The organism is Variovorax sp. Root434, from assembly GCF_001426595.1.
GTDB lineage: Bacteria > Pseudomonadota > Gammaproteobacteria > Burkholderiales > Burkholderiaceae_C > Variovorax.
Map to the genome: position 1 here is coordinate 421,714 of NZ_LMEK01000022.1, position 14,434 is coordinate 436,147.

Here is a 14,434-nt window from a genome sequence, read left to right on the forward strand (position 1 = left end):
GCCCAAGAAATGCCTCAGGACCAGCGGGGAACCGCTTCGTCCTTGAGCTGCTGGCGCAGCAGGTCGTAGTCAGGCATCACGCTCCCGACCGTTTCCCAGAAGCGGTGCGAATGGTCCATCACGCGCAGGTGGGCCAGTTCGTGCGCGACCACGTAGTCGATCACGGGCATGCGGAAATGAATGAGCCGCCAGTTGAGCCGGATCGACCCGTCCGCGCTTGCGCTGCCCCAGCGCGTGGCCGCGTTCGACAGCGACAGCTTCTGCCAGCGCACGCCAAGCAGCGGCGCGAAATGATCGAGCCGCTCGATGAACAGGCGCCGCGCCTGCCGCATGAGCCAGGCCTGTGCCGCATCGCGGATCTGCGAAGGCGCAGCGTTCTGCGCCACCGCCAGCCGCAGGATGCGCGGCTCCGTGCCGTCACCGGCATCGAGCGTGCCGCCGACGCTGGCGAAGCCGTGCTTCGGGTCGAGCTGGATCACCACCGGCTCGCCGAGGAACGGAAACCCGGCCCCGTCCCTCCACTCGATGCGCGTGGCTTCGACCCGCGCATGACGCTGCTGCGTTTCAGCGAGCTTGCGCAGGATCCAGTCGGACTTCTCGCGGATGGCCACATCGACATCGCGCAGCGCCACCCAGCGCGGCGCGCGCACCGACAGGCCTTCGGCACCGACGAGAAAGCCGATGGTCTTGCGCTTGCCGCGCTTGAATTCATAGGCCACGCGCGCAGAGCCGAGCACCACCTCGCGGGTGGCTTGAGGGTGCGCGAAGTTCGCGAGCGCCAGCGTCTCGGCAAGCGGAACCGCCGGCGGCGCTGGCACGGCGTGCTCATCGTCCAGCGTCGAAGGCGCCATGGCAGGAGGAGCAAGAAGGGTCGCTGGCGGTACCGCAGGCTTCGGCTTCTTCGCCCTGCGCGGCCGCGCCGGGGCGGGTGCCGGCGACGCGAACTCGCTGCCCAGCCCCTCGAACAGGTCCATCGTGAACTGAAGCAGTCCTCCCATGCCGGGCTCTCTGTTCCTCAGCTCACCGCTTCTTGCGCAGACTGCGGGCTGTCGACATAAGCCTCAGGGTCGAGGCGGCGCATCTCGGCCTCGATCCAGGCCTCGACCTCGCGCATCAGCTCGTCGGGCTTGCGGCCCACGCTCGGAATGGCCGGGCCGATGGACACGTCGACCACGCCCGGGCGCTTGATGAAGGCCTTGCGCGGCCACACCTTGGCCGAAGTCACCGCAACGGGAATCACCGGTACGCCGGTCTCGCAGGCGAGCCGCGTGCCGCCACTCTTGTAGGTGCCCTTCTGCCCGCGCGGGATGCGCGTGCCCTCGGGAAACATGATGATCCAGATGCCCTGCGCAAGCAGCTTGCGGCCCTGGTTCACCACCTTGTTGAAGGCTTGCGCGCGCTGGCTGCGGTCGATGTGGATCATGTCCAGCCGCGCCATCGCCCAGCCGAAGAAGGGCACGTAGATCAGCTCCTTCTTGAACACGTAGGCCAGCGGGTGCGGCATCAGCGTGGGCATCAGGAAGGTCTCGAGCGTGGACTGGTGCTTCACCAGCAGCACCGCGCCCGCAAGCTTGTCAGTCGGCAGGTTTTCCATGCCGCTCACGCGGGTCTTGATGCCCAGCAGCACGCGCGCGCCGCCGATGGCCCAGCCGAGCCAGCGTTCCGCCATCCAGTAGAGCGGAATGCCGCGCTTCCACAGCGAGCTGACGCACATGATGATGCCCCACGGGATCACGGTGACGAGCATCCACAGCGCGTGGAGAACGGAACGAAAAAACGCCATCAGACAGTCACCTGCAGTACGGCCCGCGCTTCGCGCGCAAGCAAGAAATCGACAAAAGCGGCGAGATCGTCGTGGACCAACGTGTTCGCCGGATATTCGGCAGGCAGCGGATCGATGCCGCGGCAGGCCGCCCCCATGCCCGTGAGCAGCAGGTGCGGCTCGCAGCCGGCGGCCGCACCCGCCTGCAGGTCGCGCAGGCTGTCGCCGCAGGTCGGGATGCCCTTGAGGTCGATGCCGTAGCGGTCGCCGATCTGCAGGAACAGGCCAGGCTTGGGCTTGCGGCAGTCGCAGTCCTCGTCGGGGCTGTGCGGGCAATAGAACACCGCATCGACCTTGCCGCCCACCGCCGCGAGCATCTTGTGCATCTTGGCGTGCATGGCATTGAGCGAGGCCATGTCGAACAGGCCACGGCCCAGGCCCGACTGGTTGGAAGCCACCACCACGTGCCAGCCCGCATGATTGAGCCGCGCCACGGCCTCGAGCGCACCAGGCAGCGGCGTCCACTCGATGTCGCTCTTCACGAAGTCTTCGCGGTGCACGTTGATCGTGCCGTTGCGGTCGAGGATGACGAGTTTCATGGTGTCTTTCCCGCTTCGATGCGGCGCCGTTCGATCCAGTCGCCCAGATGTGCCACCGGGTACTTCGCTGCGTCCAGCAATGCGGCGCGCGCTTGCAAGGTGACCGGGGACACCAGGTCGAGCCGGAGCAGTTCACGAACGAAATCGGCGTCCTTGTCGCGGCCCGCCACGCATTTGGACAACGCCAGATCGTGCAGTTCAGGGCAGACCACCGTCAGGTCGCCGACATAGTGAAGGCTGGCGCGCTGCATCCAGTCGGCCGGCATCACCGCCGTTTCGGGGCCCACGCCGTCGGCGTGGTAACCGAAGGTGTCGTCGAAGCTCGACAGCGCACCGATGGCACCGTCGATCAGGTCGGACTTTTCGGGGTGCAGCGCGGGATAGAGATCGAGCTCGCGCGACACCAGCAGGCTGGCGGGCGCATCCTGCAGCAGGAACAGCAAGGCCTGGCTGCCGATCACGACAAACGACTGCTCCTGCGCAATGGCAGCCGCTGCGCGCAGCACATGCTCCGCTTCGCTACGCTGCATGTGCGCCTTGCCGCGCCGCACGCAGGAGTTCGCCGCGTTCGCGCTGCGTCATGAGGACGCCGACGGGAGACACATTGCGCAGCGCCGCGGCGTGATCATCGGTGCCGCAGGTGGCGGCTTCGATGGCATCGACACCAGCCGCCAACATGGCGCGCCACTCGTTCCAGTAGGCGTCGGAGTGCGTGGCGCCGGCTTGCGTCTGCCACCGCTCGAGCGTGGCCGAGACATCCGCAATTCGGCCGGGATCGGCACGCAGCCGCGACACCGCCAGGCGATGCGCCTGAAGCAGGAAATCGTCGATCTGTTGCTGCCGGTTCATGGCGTGAATTATCGAGCGCGGGAACTCAAACAGCCAGCCGCTCGAGCTGCGCCACGCGGTTCATTGCGGCGTGCAGCGACATCAGCAGCCCCAGCCGGTTGAGCCGCAGGTCGGCCTGCTCGGCGTTGACCATCACGCCGTCGAAGAAGGCGTCGACCGGCTCGCGCAGCGCGGCCAGCGTCTGCAGCGAGGCGGTGTAGTCGCCGGCCTCGAATTGCGCGTTGGCGGCGGGCACGACCTGCGCCATGGCCGCATGCAGCGCCTTCTCGGCCGGCTCGTGCAGCAGCAGTTCGCTGACATGCGCGTCGGCCTCGGGGGCCTTCTTGAGGATGTTGCCGATGCGCTTGTTCGCGGCGGCCAGCGCGGCGGCGGCGGGCAAGGCGGCAAAAGCGCGCACAGCGGCCAGCAGCTTGGGCACTTCGCCCAAGCGCTGCGGGCGCGGTGCCAGCACGGCATCGACTTCCTGCGCGCTGGCGCCCTGCTCGCGCAGGCTGCCGGCGAGGCGGTCGAGGATGAAGTCCTGCAGCTCGACCGTGGCCTTGCCGCCGTCGAAACCGTCGATGGCCTTGAACTGCGCGGCGGCGTCCTGCAGCAGGGCGTCGAGCCCCAGCGCAAGGTCTTTCTCGATCAGCATGCGCAGCACGCCCAGCGCATGGCGGCGCAGCGCGAACGGGTCGCGGTCGCCGGTGGGCAGGTTGCCGATGCCGAACATGCCGACCAGCGTCTCGAGCTTGTCGGCCAGCGCGACCACGAGGCCCACGCTGTTGCGCGGCAGCTCGTCGCCGGCGAAGCGCGGCTTGTAGTGGTCTTCGATGGCGTCGGCCACCGAGGCGTCCAGGCCGTCGTGCAGCGCGTAGTAGCGGCCCATGGTGCCCTGCAGCTCGGGGAACTCGCCGACCATGTCGGTCACGAGATCGGCCTTGGCGAGTTGAGCGGCCTGCGTGGCGTGCGCGGCCAGCGATACATCGCCGAGCTTCTCTGCGATGCCGCGCGCGATGTGCATCACGCGCTGCACGCGCTCGCCCTGCGTGCCGAGCTTGTTGTGATAAACCACCTTGCCCAACGACTCGACGCGCGAGGCCAACGACTTCTTGCGGTCCTGGTCGAAGAAGAACTTGGCGTCGGCCAAGCGCGGGCGCACGACGCGCTCGTTGCCTTCGACGACCGCGCTCGCATCGTCGGGGCTGATGTTGCTGACCACCAGGAACTTGTTGGTGAGCTTGCTCGACGCATCGAGCAGCGGAAAGTATTTCTGGTTGGCCTTCATCGTGAGGATCAGGCATTCCTGCGGCACTTCGAGGAACTCGCGCTCGAAGCTGCAGACCAGCACGTTGGGGCGCTCGACCAGCGCGGTCACTTCGTCGAGCAGCGCGTCGTCGTGGATCGGCACCGAGCCGCCGCCGACCTCCACTGCCGCAGCAGCCAGCTGGCGCGCGATTTCGGCGCGGCGCGCCTCGAAGCTCGCGATGACGGCGCCGTCTTCCTGCATCTGCAGCGCATAGCTGTTGGCATCGCGCAGCACGACCGGATCGACCGCCGCCTCGAAGCGATGGCCGTGCGTCTCGCGGCCGGCCTTCAGGCCCAGCGCCTCGATGGCCACCACGGTGTCGCCGTGCAGCGCGACGAGGCCGTGCGCCGGGCGCACGAAGCTCACGCTGGTCCAGCCGGGCAGCTCGCTGCCTTCTTCGAGCTGGTAGCTCATGACCTTGGGAATCGGCAACCTGGCAATGGCTTCGGCCAGCGCCTTCTGCAGGCCTTCGGCCAGCGTGGCGCCCTTGGCGGTGCTTTCGTAGAACAGGGCTTCGGCCTTGCCGTCCATGGCGCGCTTCAGGCCGGGCACGGCGGAAGCATCGGCGCCCAATGCGCCCAGGCGCTTGAGCAGCGCGGGCGTGGGCTGGCCCGAGGCATCGAGGCCCACGGCCACAGGCATGAGCTTTTGCGACACGGCCTTGTCGGCGGCGCGCTCGGCAACGTGCGTGAGGTGCGCAGCCAGGCGGCGCGGCGAGGCATAGGCGGTGAGCACGGCGCCGGATGCGGCGAGCCCTTGCGCCACGAGCTGGTCGCGCAGCACGCCGGCAAAGGCATCACCGAGCTTCTTCAGCGCCTTGGGCGGCAATTCCTCGACAAACAGTTCGACAAGAAGGCTGGCAGACGACATGGCTCAGAGCGTTGTTGGAAATGGGCCGCGAGCGGCACCGGTCACGGGCACGCAGCGAAGCGGCACCGTGGAGGGGAAAGAAGAAAAGACCGAATTCATGCGGCAACGGCGCCGTGGCGCCGCTCCACGGAACGACGCGCAACCAGCGCGAGCACCGCGGTCGCCAGCAGCGGCGCCCACACGGTGGCCATCTCGTTGAACAGCACCTGCGCGCCGCGCGGCGAGAAGAACTTCTTCAGGGCGATCGGCGACACCTCGATGGGCCGCCACGGGCTGAAATAGCGCACGTCGCTGAACGGCCAGAAGAAGGCGATGCCGATGCCGCCGTTGGTCAGCATGTCCAGCAGCGGATGCGACACGGTGCACAGCGCAATCCACGCCCAGCCCGCCGCCCGGCGCATGCCCCAGCGCGGCGCGAGCCACCAGCCCGCAAGGCCCAACAGCAGCGCGAACACCAGCGTGTGCGTGAAGCCGCGGTGGCCCGCCATGCCGCCGTAGGCGATGCCGAGCTTGAAGGCCAGGCCGTCGAAGTCGGGCACGATGGACGCGAGCATGCCCGCGAGCAGCGCCGACACCGGCACGCGCCGCGTGCCCAGCGCAATGGCTGCGCAGACGGGAACGGCGACGTGGGTGAAGACGGTGGGCATGGGAAAGGAGGTGCGCGAAGCTGCTTCAGGCAGCCTTCTTCGGAGGAATCTGCGCGACCCATTCGCGAGGCGCCATCGGGAAGCCCAGGCGCTCGCGGCTGTCGTAGTAGCTCTGCGCGACGGCGCGCGCGAGGTTGCGGATGCGGCCGATGTAGGCGGCGCGCTCGGTCACGCTGATGGCGCCGCGCGCGTCCAGCAGGTTGAAGCTGTGCGCAGCCTTGAGCACCTGCTCGTAGGCCGGCAGCGCGAGCTGCTCGGTCATGAGGTTCTTGGCCTGCTTCTCGTGCGCGGCGAAGGCAGTGAACAGGAACTCGGCGTCGCTGTGCTCGAAGTTGTAGGTCGACTGCTCGACCTCGTTCTGCTTGTAGACGTCGCCGTAGCTCAGGCCATCCGTCCACGTGAGGTTGTAGACGTTGTCCACGCCCTGCAGGTACATCGCCAGGCGCTCCAGGCCGTAGGTGATTTCGCCGGTGATGGGCTTGCAGTCGATGCCGCCGACCTGCTGGAAGTAGGTGAACTGCGTCACCTCCATGCCGTTGAGCCACACCTCCCAGCCCAGGCCCCAGGCGCCGAGCGTGGGGTTCTCCCAGTCGTCTTCCACGAAGCGGATGTCGTTCTTCTTCAGGTCGAAGCCCAGCGCTTCGAGGCTGCCGAGGTAGAGCTCGAGGATGTTGCTGGGTGCTGGCTTGAGCACCACCTGGTACTGATAGTAGTGCTGCAGGCGGTTGGGGTTCTCGCCGTAGCGGCCGTCCTTGGGGCGGCGGCTGGGCTGCACGTAGGCGGCCTTCCAGGGTTCGGGGCCGAGCGCGCGCAGGAAGGTGGCGGTGTGCGAGGTGCCCGCGCCCACTTCCATGTCGTACGGTTGCAGCAGCGCGCAGCCCTTGTCGGCCCAGTACGACTGCAGTTTGAGAATGATTTGTTGGAAGGTCAGCATGGCTCTGCGTGAAGGCGGCCGCCCGGCGGGAGAAGGACCCGCGGCGCAACGAACCGGCTATTTTACGAGGCAGTGGGCGGTCAGGAACGGCCCGCTATGCTCGACCTCCCCTTTGAAACCCCTGCCGACACGCCGTGATTCGCCTGCGCCTGCCGTTCGCCCGCCCCGCCCATGTCCGTTGAAGATGCCGCATTGATCGCCTTGGGAGAGCGCCTCGGCGCCCAGGCCTGGCCCGGATTCCTGGTTCTTCTGGCGGTGCTGACCGTGGCAGCAGGCCTCGCGGCGTGGGGCTTCGAGCACCTGCGGCGCCGGCATGCGGCACAGCCCGAACCGGGCACGGGCCTGCTGTTCGGCGGGCTGGCCATCGGCGCGGCGTCGGTGGTCGCTCTGGCCTGGATGTTCGCCGAAGTGGCGGAAGGCCTCGGCAATGGCCGGCCGATGGGCCTGCTCGATGAGACGATCAGCCGCGCCGTGGGCACGTACACACCGGCGGGCGTGCGGGAAATGTTCTCGTGGCTCACCCACGTGGGCGACCCGATCGTCGCGGTGCTGCTGTGCACCGTCGTGGCGGTGGCGCTGTGGCTACGCGAGCACCGCGGCTTCGCAGTCGGCTGGGTCGCGGCCGTCGTCGGCAACGCAGGGCTGAACCACACGCTCAAGCTCATCTTCGAGCGCACGCGGCCGGTGCACGACTTCGGCGTTGCGCAGGTGTCGGGCTATTCCTTTCCGAGCGGCCACAGCTCGGGCGCGATGGTGCTCTACGGCATGCTGGGCTACCTCGGGCTGCGCATGCTGTCGCCGCGCTGGCGGGTGCCGTCGGTGATGGCGGCGACGGCGGTGGTGATCACCGTGGCCTGCAGCCGAATCTTCGTGCGGGCGCACTTCCCGAGCGACGTGCTCGCAGGGCTGTGCTCGGGCGGCGCGTGGCTGGCAATCTGCATCGCGAGCATCGAGTACGCGCGGCACCATCGCGGCCCGCGCTGAGCGGACCCGCCAACGAAAAGGCCGCAGCGGCTTTCACCGCTGCGGCCCGATTCAGCCAAGGCACCGAACGCGCCCTGGGGAGAGATCAGTACTCCCAGAAGATGCGCTGCAGTTCCTTGGTGTTGCTGGTCTTGGTCAGCGCGACCATTGCCAGGATGCGGGCCTTCTGCGGACGCAGGTCGTGCGCCACCACCCAGTCGTACTTGTCGTCGGGCTGCTCGGCATTGCGGATCACGAAGCCGTCGGGCACACGGGCGCTGCGGATCACGATCACGCCGTCGGCGCGCGCCTTCTGCAGGTTCGGCACGATGCGGTCGGCCACCGAGCCATTGCCCGTACCGCCGTGGATCAGCGCCTTGGCGCCGCTCTTGGCGATCGCGTCGATGGCCACCGACGACACGCCTTCGTAGCCCATCGCGATCTCGACCGGCGGCAGCGCGTTGATGCTGTCGATGTCGAACTCCGAGTTCATGGTGTGGCGCTTGACCGGTGCGCGGAACCAGTAGTTCCTGCCCTCGACGATCATGCCCAGCGGACCCCACTGGCTGGAGAAGGCGTTGGTCTTGATGTTGACGTTCTTGCTCACGTCACGGCCGGTGTCGATGTTGTCGTTCATCGTCACCAGCACGCCCTTGCCCATCGCGTCCTTGCTGCCCGCCACGTTCACCGCGTTGTACAGGTTGAGCGCGCCGTCGGCCGACAGCGCCGTGCCCGGACGCATCGAGCCGACCACGATGATCGGCTTGCTGGTATGGACCGTCAGCGTCAGGAAGTAGGCGGTTTCTTCGAGCGTGTCGGTGCCGTGCGTGATGACGATGCCGTCCACGTCGGCTTGCTTCGACAGTGCCGACACGCGCTTGGCCAGCGTCAGCAGGTTGTCGTTGGTGAGGCTTTCCGATGCGACCTGGAACACCTGTTCGCCGCGCACGTTCGCCACCTTGGAGAGCTCCGGCAGGCCGGCGATCAGCTTCTCGACGCCGACCTTGGCGGCCGCGTACGTGGCGCTGTTGACGGCCGAGGCGCCGGCCCCGGCGATGGTGCCGCCGGTGGCGAGGATCACCACGTTGGGCAATGCCTGCTGCGCCTGCGCGAGCGCGCTGGCCGCCAGCATTGCGGCGCCGGCCGCGAAGGCACGGAAACGGGGGGAAAGGTACATGGAGAACTCCTGTGTTGAAGTGGAATCTTTCGAGGCGGCGAGGAAGATACATGAATCGTGCCCGCATGCCCTGCGCGTTCATGCCGGCATGGCATGTGGTCATGCGCGAGGGATTACCATCGGCCGCGCGCACCGCGCCTTCCCGCCACCATGACCGCCGATCCAGCCGCCCTCCCCGTTTCGACCGCCCAGGAAATGCCCGCCCCCGACGGCCCGCTGTCGCGCGCGCGGCCCGGGCGCGAACGCATCATGGCGGCGATCCGCGCCGCGGCGGTCACCGAGTTCAGCCTGCACGGGCTGAAAGGCACCTCGACCCAGGCCATCGCGGCGCGCGCCGGCCTCACCAAGCCCCAGCTTCACTACTACATCGCCGGCAAGGAAGAACTCTACGAAGAGCTGCTGATGCAGGTGCTGCATGCGTGGAAGGTGGTGTTCTCCTTCGAGGACGCGAGCGACCCGGCCACGGTGCTCGGGGGCTACATCCGCAAGAAGCTCGACCACGCCTTCGACAGCCCCGAGATGTCGCGCATCTTCACGCGCGAGATCCTCGATGGCGGCCGCAACCTGGACCGCTACTGGCCCAACGCACGGGCCTGGACGCAGAAGAAGATCGACGTGATCAACGGCTGGATTGCGCGCGGGCAGATGCGCCCGCTCGACGCGCGCATCCTGCTGATGCACATCTGGGCCATGACCCAGAGCTATGCCGACTACGCGATCCAGACGCGCGTGATGCTCGGCCTGCCGCCCGACGCGCCGATCGATCGCGAGCCGATCGCGCGGGAACTCGTGGCCTTCGTGTTGAACGGTTGCGGCATCGAGGGCTGAGCGGACCGCCCATTTCTACAGCCCGTGAACAATCCACGCGCCTGCCGCCGGGTTGTGCAGGCTCAGCGTGTTCTCACCGAGGTTGGAAAAACGGTACTCGCGCCCGCCGAGCATGATCGACTTCATGTTGGTCCAGACGCGGTATTGGTAGCCCTCGGCGGTCGGCGTGACCTGCAGTACGCGGAACACGGGCGGTACGGTCACGGTGATGCGCAACCGCGCAGTCGCGGCATTGCTCCCAGAGCCGTTGTCAGCCACGCACAGCATCGGCGCGAGCAGCAAAGCGGCCAGCGCGCCGCGCCCCGAGTGAAGCCAGCTTCCCGTCATAAGGCCCGATCCCTCCTAAGAACATGGGGGTCGGGCGCTGCATGGGCGCCCGATCTCCGGATATCGGCAGCAACGGGGAGAAATATAGGCCGGGAACGGCTTTTTTGCTTGGGTCTTTGCTAGCGGTCCTTCTGGATCGCAAAATCGGACACGGCGGTGCCGCGCAAGCGGATGTCGACGCGCTGCGTGGACGAACCCGCGCTGCTCCAGGGCAGGGGCAGGGTGTCCTGGACCAGTTCGACCTCGTGGCTGCCGCCGGCCACCGACGGGAAGCTGTAGAAGCCCTGCGCATCGGTCTGGGTCACGTAGCGGCGATCGATGCGCACGGTGACGCCGCCCACGCCGCCCTCGTTGGCTTCGCGCCGGCCGTTGTTGTTCTGGTCGAAGAACACGCGGCCTTCGAGCCGGCCGTCGCCGAGGCCTGGCGCGCCGCCGATGGGGGCGCTGGCCGAGCCGGCGCGGCCTTCATAGCGCAGCACCAGCATGAACGAGCGGGTGGAAGGCACGATCAGCGTCGGCTGCAGCGTGGCGGCCGTGAGAGCCGAGACCACCGCAGGGTCGAGCGCCTCCTGTCCGCGCGACGCGGTGGCCTGAGTGATGAACGACCAGCCGCGGCCCAACGGCCAAGCCAGCCGCGCGTTGGCGCTGAGAAAGCGCGTGCTGTTGCCGCCAAGACCGTTGCTGCCGCGCAGGCTCAGGTCGAGCCTCGCACCGGCCACCAGCGGAGTCGTGCCGAGCACGCCCCAGTACACGGTGCGCAGGCTTCCGCCCGATCGGTTCGATTGCTCGACGGCCAGCGAAGTCGAGAGCGTCTGCGCCTCCCCGACGCGCCAGGCGTGGTCGATGCCGGTGCGCAGCACGCGCAGGTCGACGCCGTGGGCCGCGTCAGTGCGCCATTGGGTATAGCCCCAGTCGGACTGGTGCTCCCACGTCACCTGCGCCGACTGCGCGGCGAAGGAGCCGCTGCGTGCGGCCACGTTGCCCGAGACCGCATCGCGCGAATCGAAGCGGTAGCGGCCGAACATGTTGGCGTAGAGCGAGCGGCGCTGAGTGCCGCTCACGCTGTCGCTCAACTCGACATTGCCGCCCAGTTGCCACTGGCGGGTGGAGATGTCGCCGCGCCATGAGGCGCCGCGCAGATTGTTGGGCAGCGTGTCCGAGCCCCAGCGCAGCGAAGGCTGGAAATAGAACACCGAGGCGCTCTGCTGCAGCCAGTCGGTGCGCCAGGCCGCGTCGAGCCAGCCGCCTGTGGCCGAGTCGAAGGGCGCTTGCGAAGACGCGTCCGACGGCCGCCCCGCGCTGTGGACGAGGTTGGCCTGCACGCGCATGCCGCCGATGCGGTCGCCGATACCACCGGTGCCGCTGCCGATCGTGTCTGCCCAGGGCGCGAGGCCCTGCCACGAGACTGCGCCCCACAGCGTGCGGGTGTCGCGCGCGTAACCGGTCACGCCGCTGGTGTTGACGTTGCGAGCCTCGACGAACTGCACCGCTGCGTCGGTGCGCCCCAGCGCCATGGGGCCGTCGCCCCCGGCGATCTGCGTCTGCGCGCCGACGCTGGCAGCCGTGCCGCGGCCGGCCGAGAAGCCTTCGAAGGCCAGTCCGTCGAAATAGCCGAGCCGCCCGGCCGAGGCATTGAACTGCGTGCGGCCCGGCTGCTCGATGCTCACGGACGCGCCCTCGATCGGCAGGCTCGGCAGGAACACGCGGCCGATGCCGCGCGCCAGCGGCGTGCTGCCCATGTTGATGTTGCCGACCGAACTGTTGCCGAACCAGCCGCCGTCGAAGGGCATCGCGCGCTGGTCGACGCGCCAGGTGCTGCCGTTGCGTGCGGTGAAGGGCACCACGCTGTATGGCGAGCCGCTGCTGCCGAACACGCCGTAGCCGTACACCGGCGCCGGGTTGCGGTTCAGGTTGAGGTTGGCGGAAAAGGCGCCGTAGTTGGGCGTGTCGAGAAAACCGGAAAAGGTCAGCGTCTGGCTCTGCGTCTTGACGGCGCTGTTGCTCTGCCGGTTCGATTGCAGCTCTGCGCTCCAGCCGCGCGGCCAGCCGGTGCTGGGCTCTTCGGCCTGCGGGGCCTCGGGCACGACGGGACCCTCTTCGAGCACGCGATCGACATACGCGGCGGCGACGGCCGGCGGCGGGTTGCCCGCCGCTGCCGGCACCTGGGCCCACGCACCCGCGCCGGCCAGGGCAGTGCCCGCGCCGCAGAGTCCTAGCGCGGTTCGCAGGGCCCGCTTCTTCATTGACTGAAGCGTTCGTTGACTTTGAATGAGCCGCTCTTGCCCCACTCGAGCGAACCGGTCACGGTGACCGGAAAGCGCACCGTGACGGCCGCATCCGTGTCTCCAGGCCGGGTCGCGGTGAGCGCAATCTCGCGCGTCTCGCCCGGCATGACCGGCGTGGTGGCGGGCTGGAATTCGAGCCGCGCGCCGCTGGCATCGGTGCCGTTGAGGAAGCCCGCGAGCCGGCCGTGCGCCGTGCCGGTGTTGCGGATGCGCAGCACCGGCAGGTCCTTGCCGTTCACGGCCTTCACGGCAGTGCCGGCGATGTCGAGCACGGGCTGGACGTCGCCGATCGCCACGTAGGCGATCACGCCGATGCGCGCGGCCATCGCCACCGGCGTGCCGGGCGCGTTGGTGTGTTCCTTGCCTTCGATCAGCACGGCGAAGCGGCACTCCACCGGCGGCGTACCGGGCGGCGGCGTGACCTCGAAACGGTAGCGATAGGGCTTGCCCGCGGCGATGCTGAGTTCGCGGCGCTCGATGGCCACCCAGGGCCGGCAGCTGCCCGGCGCCAATTCGTCGCTGAAGTCGACCGAGCCGTCGGGCTTGAGCGTCCAGTCGGCGGTCTTGAAGGTGTACTCGCCCTGTCGGGCGTCCGAATGGCTGAGCTCGATCACGTCGCGCACGCGCTCGCCGGGCTTGCCGCTCAGTTCGAAGCGGGGGGGCGAGACGGCCAGCGCGAACTGGGCCTGCGCGCCGGTGCCCACGAAGGCGGCCGATGCGGGGAATGCGACCAGCGCCAGTACGCGCAGGAGGCGGGAAGAAAAGCCGATCGCGCGCTTCATGGCGTCATCTCGATCTCGAAGTTGAATTGCAGCGACTGGGCGCGCTCGAGCGCGCGTCCGTCGGCCGTGAGATTCAGCAGGATGGTTTCCTGCAGGAAGGGTTCGCGCACCATGCCCTCGAAGACCAGCACGCGGTCGCCGCCGCGCATGGAGCCCGGCAGCAGCCGGCCCTGGGTGCGCCAGGTGGCGACCAGCCGTTCGTTCTCGGTGGGAGCCAGCAGCATGTAGATGCGGGCTTGGCGCATCACCCACTGCGACAGGTTCAGGCGCAGTGCGACGGAGACCTGTCCCTCGACGGTGTTGTCCGCAACGCGGCCGGGCACGGGCTGGCGCCAGCGCATCGGCGTGACCGGCTGGCCGACCACCGTGCCGGTGTCGTCGACGCGGTAGGTGGCAGCGCCGGCCTGTGCGGCGAGCAGCGCCAGCAGGGCGGCGGCGAGCGCGCGGCGTGCGTTCTTCATGGGGCCGTCAACGTGTAGGTTGCGGTGCCGGTGAAGGTGCCGGACGGCATCATGCCGGGATTGGTGTAAGTGAACAGCAGGCAGCTTTCCGACCAGGTGTTCTTGGCCACGGAGACCAGCGTGAGCAGGGTGCTGCTGAACGAACCGCTCGGAATCTCCGAGTCGTACTGGCCGCTGCCGGTGCCGGTCCACGAGATGGTGCTGAATGGAATGGTGGCGCTGCCGCTGGACAGGTTCGCCGGCGTGCTCACGGTCAGCGTCGCGCTGTTGTTGGAAGAACCGGTGGTGCGAAAAAAGCTGCCGACATAGACCTTGCCGGCCGGGGTGCAGTAGGCCGCGCCGTCGATCGGGCTGGTCATGACGGTGCTGTCGGTGTTCATCGTCTGCGCGGCGCCGCTGGTGAACAGTGCCGCCACAGGCACGGTCGCGGTCACGTTGTTCTGCGTCGAGTTGTTGCCGGCGGAGTTGGGGTTGCCCTGAGCCATGTTGCCCGCGCCGACTTGCAGGTACAGCGAGCGCGATGCGGAGGCAATGCCCACCGTGTAAGCGTGCGCAGGCATCAGCGCGCCGAAGGCGGCCACGAGGCATGCCGCGAGACGGAGCTGTTCGAAGGTGGGACGGCGCAATGTCAAGGGGTTCTCCCGAGGCTGGAAAAAAGGCGG

Annotated in this window: 16 protein-coding genes; 2 read left to right on the forward strand and 14 right to left on the reverse strand. The window is 68.3% G+C overall.

What is annotated here, in order from left to right; translation table 11 throughout:
* Positions 1–14: 14 nt before the first annotated feature.
* The 8 genes from ASD05_RS19450 to glyQ all read right to left on the reverse strand — a co-directional run bounded on the left by ASD05_RS19450 (position 15) and on the right by glyQ (position 6,949).
* Positions 15–998 (reverse strand): M48 family metallopeptidase, encoded by a 984-nt coding sequence (locus tag ASD05_RS19450; protein ID WP_235508036.1) that lies wholly within the window; start codon positions 996–998, stop codon positions 15–17.
* Positions 999–1,015: 17 nt separating this feature from the next.
* Complete coding sequence (locus tag ASD05_RS19455) at positions 1,016–1,783, reverse strand: lysophospholipid acyltransferase family protein (protein WP_056595751.1); 768 nt, start codon at positions 1,781–1,783, stop codon at positions 1,016–1,018.
* The gene (gene gmhB, locus ASD05_RS19460; protein WP_056595754.1) at positions 1,783–2,361 is read right to left on the reverse strand and encodes a D-glycero-beta-D-manno-heptose 1,7-bisphosphate 7-phosphatase; all 579 of its coding nucleotides are present in this window, start codon (positions 2,359–2,361) and stop codon (positions 1,783–1,785) included. Before gmhB ends, ASD05_RS19455 begins: the two co-directional genes overlap by 1 nt.
* A complete protein-coding gene (locus ASD05_RS19465; RefSeq protein WP_157610169.1) occupies positions 2,358–2,891 on the reverse strand; it encodes a DUF6036 family nucleotidyltransferase in 534 nt (177 codons plus the stop codon). Before ASD05_RS19465 ends, gmhB begins: the two co-directional genes overlap by 4 nt.
* A complete protein-coding gene (locus ASD05_RS19470; protein WP_056595760.1) occupies positions 2,881–3,210 on the reverse strand; it encodes a hypothetical protein in 330 nt (109 codons plus the stop codon). Before ASD05_RS19470 ends, ASD05_RS19465 begins: the two co-directional genes overlap by 11 nt.
* A 25-nt stretch (positions 3,211–3,235) precedes the next feature.
* Complete coding sequence (gene glyS / locus ASD05_RS19475; RefSeq protein ID WP_056595763.1) at positions 3,236–5,368, reverse strand: glycine--tRNA ligase subunit beta; 2,133 nt, start codon at positions 5,366–5,368, stop codon at positions 3,236–3,238.
* A gap of 95 nt (positions 5,369–5,463) precedes the next feature.
* Entirely contained in the window at positions 5,464–6,015 is a 552-nt protein-coding gene (locus tag ASD05_RS19480; RefSeq protein WP_056595765.1) for a metal-dependent hydrolase, read from the reverse strand.
* A gap of 25 nt (positions 6,016–6,040) precedes the next feature.
* Positions 6,041–6,949, reverse strand: a complete 909-nt coding sequence (gene glyQ / locus ASD05_RS19485; protein ID WP_056595769.1) for a glycine--tRNA ligase subunit alpha — start codon at positions 6,947–6,949, stop codon at positions 6,041–6,043.
* Positions 6,950–7,120: 171 nt separating this feature from the next.
* Here glyQ and ASD05_RS19490 point away from each other — a divergent pair, with 171 nt between their 5' ends.
* A complete protein-coding gene (locus tag ASD05_RS19490) occupies positions 7,121–7,933 on the forward strand; it encodes a phosphatase PAP2 family protein (RefSeq protein WP_056595773.1) in 813 nt (270 codons plus the stop codon).
* An 85-nt stretch (positions 7,934–8,018) separates the two neighbouring features.
* Here the strand turns inward: ASD05_RS19490 and ASD05_RS19495 are convergent, their stop codons facing one another.
* Entirely contained in the window at positions 8,019–9,089 is a 1,071-nt protein-coding gene (locus tag ASD05_RS19495) for an asparaginase (RefSeq protein WP_056595776.1), read from the reverse strand.
* Positions 9,090–9,239: 150 nt separating this feature from the next.
* Here ASD05_RS19495 and ASD05_RS19500 point away from each other — a divergent pair, with 150 nt between their 5' ends.
* Positions 9,240–9,917, forward strand: coding sequence for a TetR/AcrR family transcriptional regulator (locus tag ASD05_RS19500; protein WP_157609054.1), 678 nt, complete (start codon positions 9,240–9,242; stop codon positions 9,915–9,917).
* 15 nt (positions 9,918–9,932) lie between these two features.
* Here the strand turns inward: ASD05_RS19500 and ASD05_RS19505 are convergent, their stop codons facing one another.
* The 5 genes from ASD05_RS19505 to ASD05_RS19525 all read right to left on the reverse strand — a co-directional run bounded on the left by ASD05_RS19505 (position 9,933) and on the right by ASD05_RS19525 (position 14,404).
* On the reverse strand, positions 9,933–10,244 hold the full coding sequence (locus ASD05_RS19505) for a hypothetical protein (RefSeq protein ID WP_056595778.1): 312 nt from the start codon (positions 10,242–10,244) through the stop codon (positions 9,933–9,935).
* Positions 10,245–10,363: 119 nt separating this feature from the next.
* Positions 10,364–12,487: an SdrD B-like domain-containing protein gene (locus tag ASD05_RS19510; RefSeq protein ID WP_056595781.1), complete on the reverse strand. Its 2,124-nt coding sequence runs from the start codon at positions 12,485–12,487 to the stop codon at positions 10,364–10,366.
* The gene (locus tag ASD05_RS19515; RefSeq protein ID WP_056595784.1) at positions 12,484–13,311 is read right to left on the reverse strand and encodes a hypothetical protein; all 828 of its coding nucleotides are present in this window, start codon (positions 13,309–13,311) and stop codon (positions 12,484–12,486) included. The genes ASD05_RS19510 and ASD05_RS19515 overlap by 4 nt, the downstream gene beginning before the upstream one ends.
* Positions 13,308–13,772: a hypothetical protein gene (locus ASD05_RS19520; RefSeq protein WP_056595787.1), complete on the reverse strand. Its 465-nt coding sequence runs from the start codon at positions 13,770–13,772 to the stop codon at positions 13,308–13,310. Before ASD05_RS19520 ends, ASD05_RS19515 begins: the two co-directional genes overlap by 4 nt.
* Positions 13,769–14,404, reverse strand: coding sequence for a hypothetical protein (locus tag ASD05_RS19525; RefSeq protein WP_157610171.1), 636 nt, complete (start codon positions 14,402–14,404; stop codon positions 13,769–13,771). The genes ASD05_RS19520 and ASD05_RS19525 overlap by 4 nt, the downstream gene beginning before the upstream one ends.
* Between the last annotated feature and the right edge of the window lie 30 nt (positions 14,405–14,434).

What these genes read in the sequence shown, in the direction of transcription:
- ASD05_RS19450 (WP_235508036.1), bottom strand. Translation starts at nt 998, where the DNA reads ATGGGAGGACTGCTTCAGTTCACGATGGACCTGTTCGAGGGGCTGGGC.
- ASD05_RS19455 (WP_056595751.1), bottom strand. Translation starts at nt 1,783, where the DNA reads ATGGCGTTTTTTCGTTCCGTTCTCCACGCGCTGTGGATGCTCGTCACC.
- gmhB (WP_056595754.1), bottom strand. Translation starts at nt 2,361, where the DNA reads ATGAAACTCGTCATCCTCGACCGCAACGGCACGATCAACGTGCACCGC.
- ASD05_RS19465 (WP_157610169.1), bottom strand. Translation starts at nt 2,891, where the DNA reads ATGCAGCGTAGCGAAGCGGAGCATGTGCTGCGCGCAGCGGCTGCCATT.
- ASD05_RS19470 (WP_056595760.1), bottom strand. Translation starts at nt 3,210, where the DNA reads ATGAACCGGCAGCAACAGATCGACGATTTCCTGCTTCAGGCGCATCGC.
- glyS (WP_056595763.1), bottom strand. Translation starts at nt 5,368, where the DNA reads ATGTCGTCTGCCAGCCTTCTTGTCGAACTGTTTGTCGAGGAATTGCCG.
- ASD05_RS19480 (WP_056595765.1), bottom strand. Translation starts at nt 6,015, where the DNA reads ATGCCCACCGTCTTCACCCACGTCGCCGTTCCCGTCTGCGCAGCCATT.
- glyQ (WP_056595769.1), bottom strand. Translation starts at nt 6,949, where the DNA reads ATGCTGACCTTCCAACAAATCATTCTCAAACTGCAGTCGTACTGGGCC.
- ASD05_RS19490 (WP_056595773.1), top strand. Translation starts at nt 7,121, where the DNA reads ATGTCCGTTGAAGATGCCGCATTGATCGCCTTGGGAGAGCGCCTCGGC.
- ASD05_RS19495 (WP_056595776.1), bottom strand. Translation starts at nt 9,089, where the DNA reads ATGTACCTTTCCCCCCGTTTCCGTGCCTTCGCGGCCGGCGCCGCAATG.
- ASD05_RS19500 (WP_157609054.1), top strand. Translation starts at nt 9,240, where the DNA reads ATGACCGCCGATCCAGCCGCCCTCCCCGTTTCGACCGCCCAGGAAATG.
- ASD05_RS19505 (WP_056595778.1), bottom strand. Translation starts at nt 10,244, where the DNA reads ATGACGGGAAGCTGGCTTCACTCGGGGCGCGGCGCGCTGGCCGCTTTG.
- ASD05_RS19510 (WP_056595781.1), bottom strand. Translation starts at nt 12,487, where the DNA reads ATGAAGAAGCGGGCCCTGCGAACCGCGCTAGGACTCTGCGGCGCGGGC.
- ASD05_RS19515 (WP_056595784.1), bottom strand. Translation starts at nt 13,311, where the DNA reads ATGAAGCGCGCGATCGGCTTTTCTTCCCGCCTCCTGCGCGTACTGGCG.
- ASD05_RS19520 (WP_056595787.1), bottom strand. Translation starts at nt 13,772, where the DNA reads ATGAAGAACGCACGCCGCGCGCTCGCCGCCGCCCTGCTGGCGCTGCTC.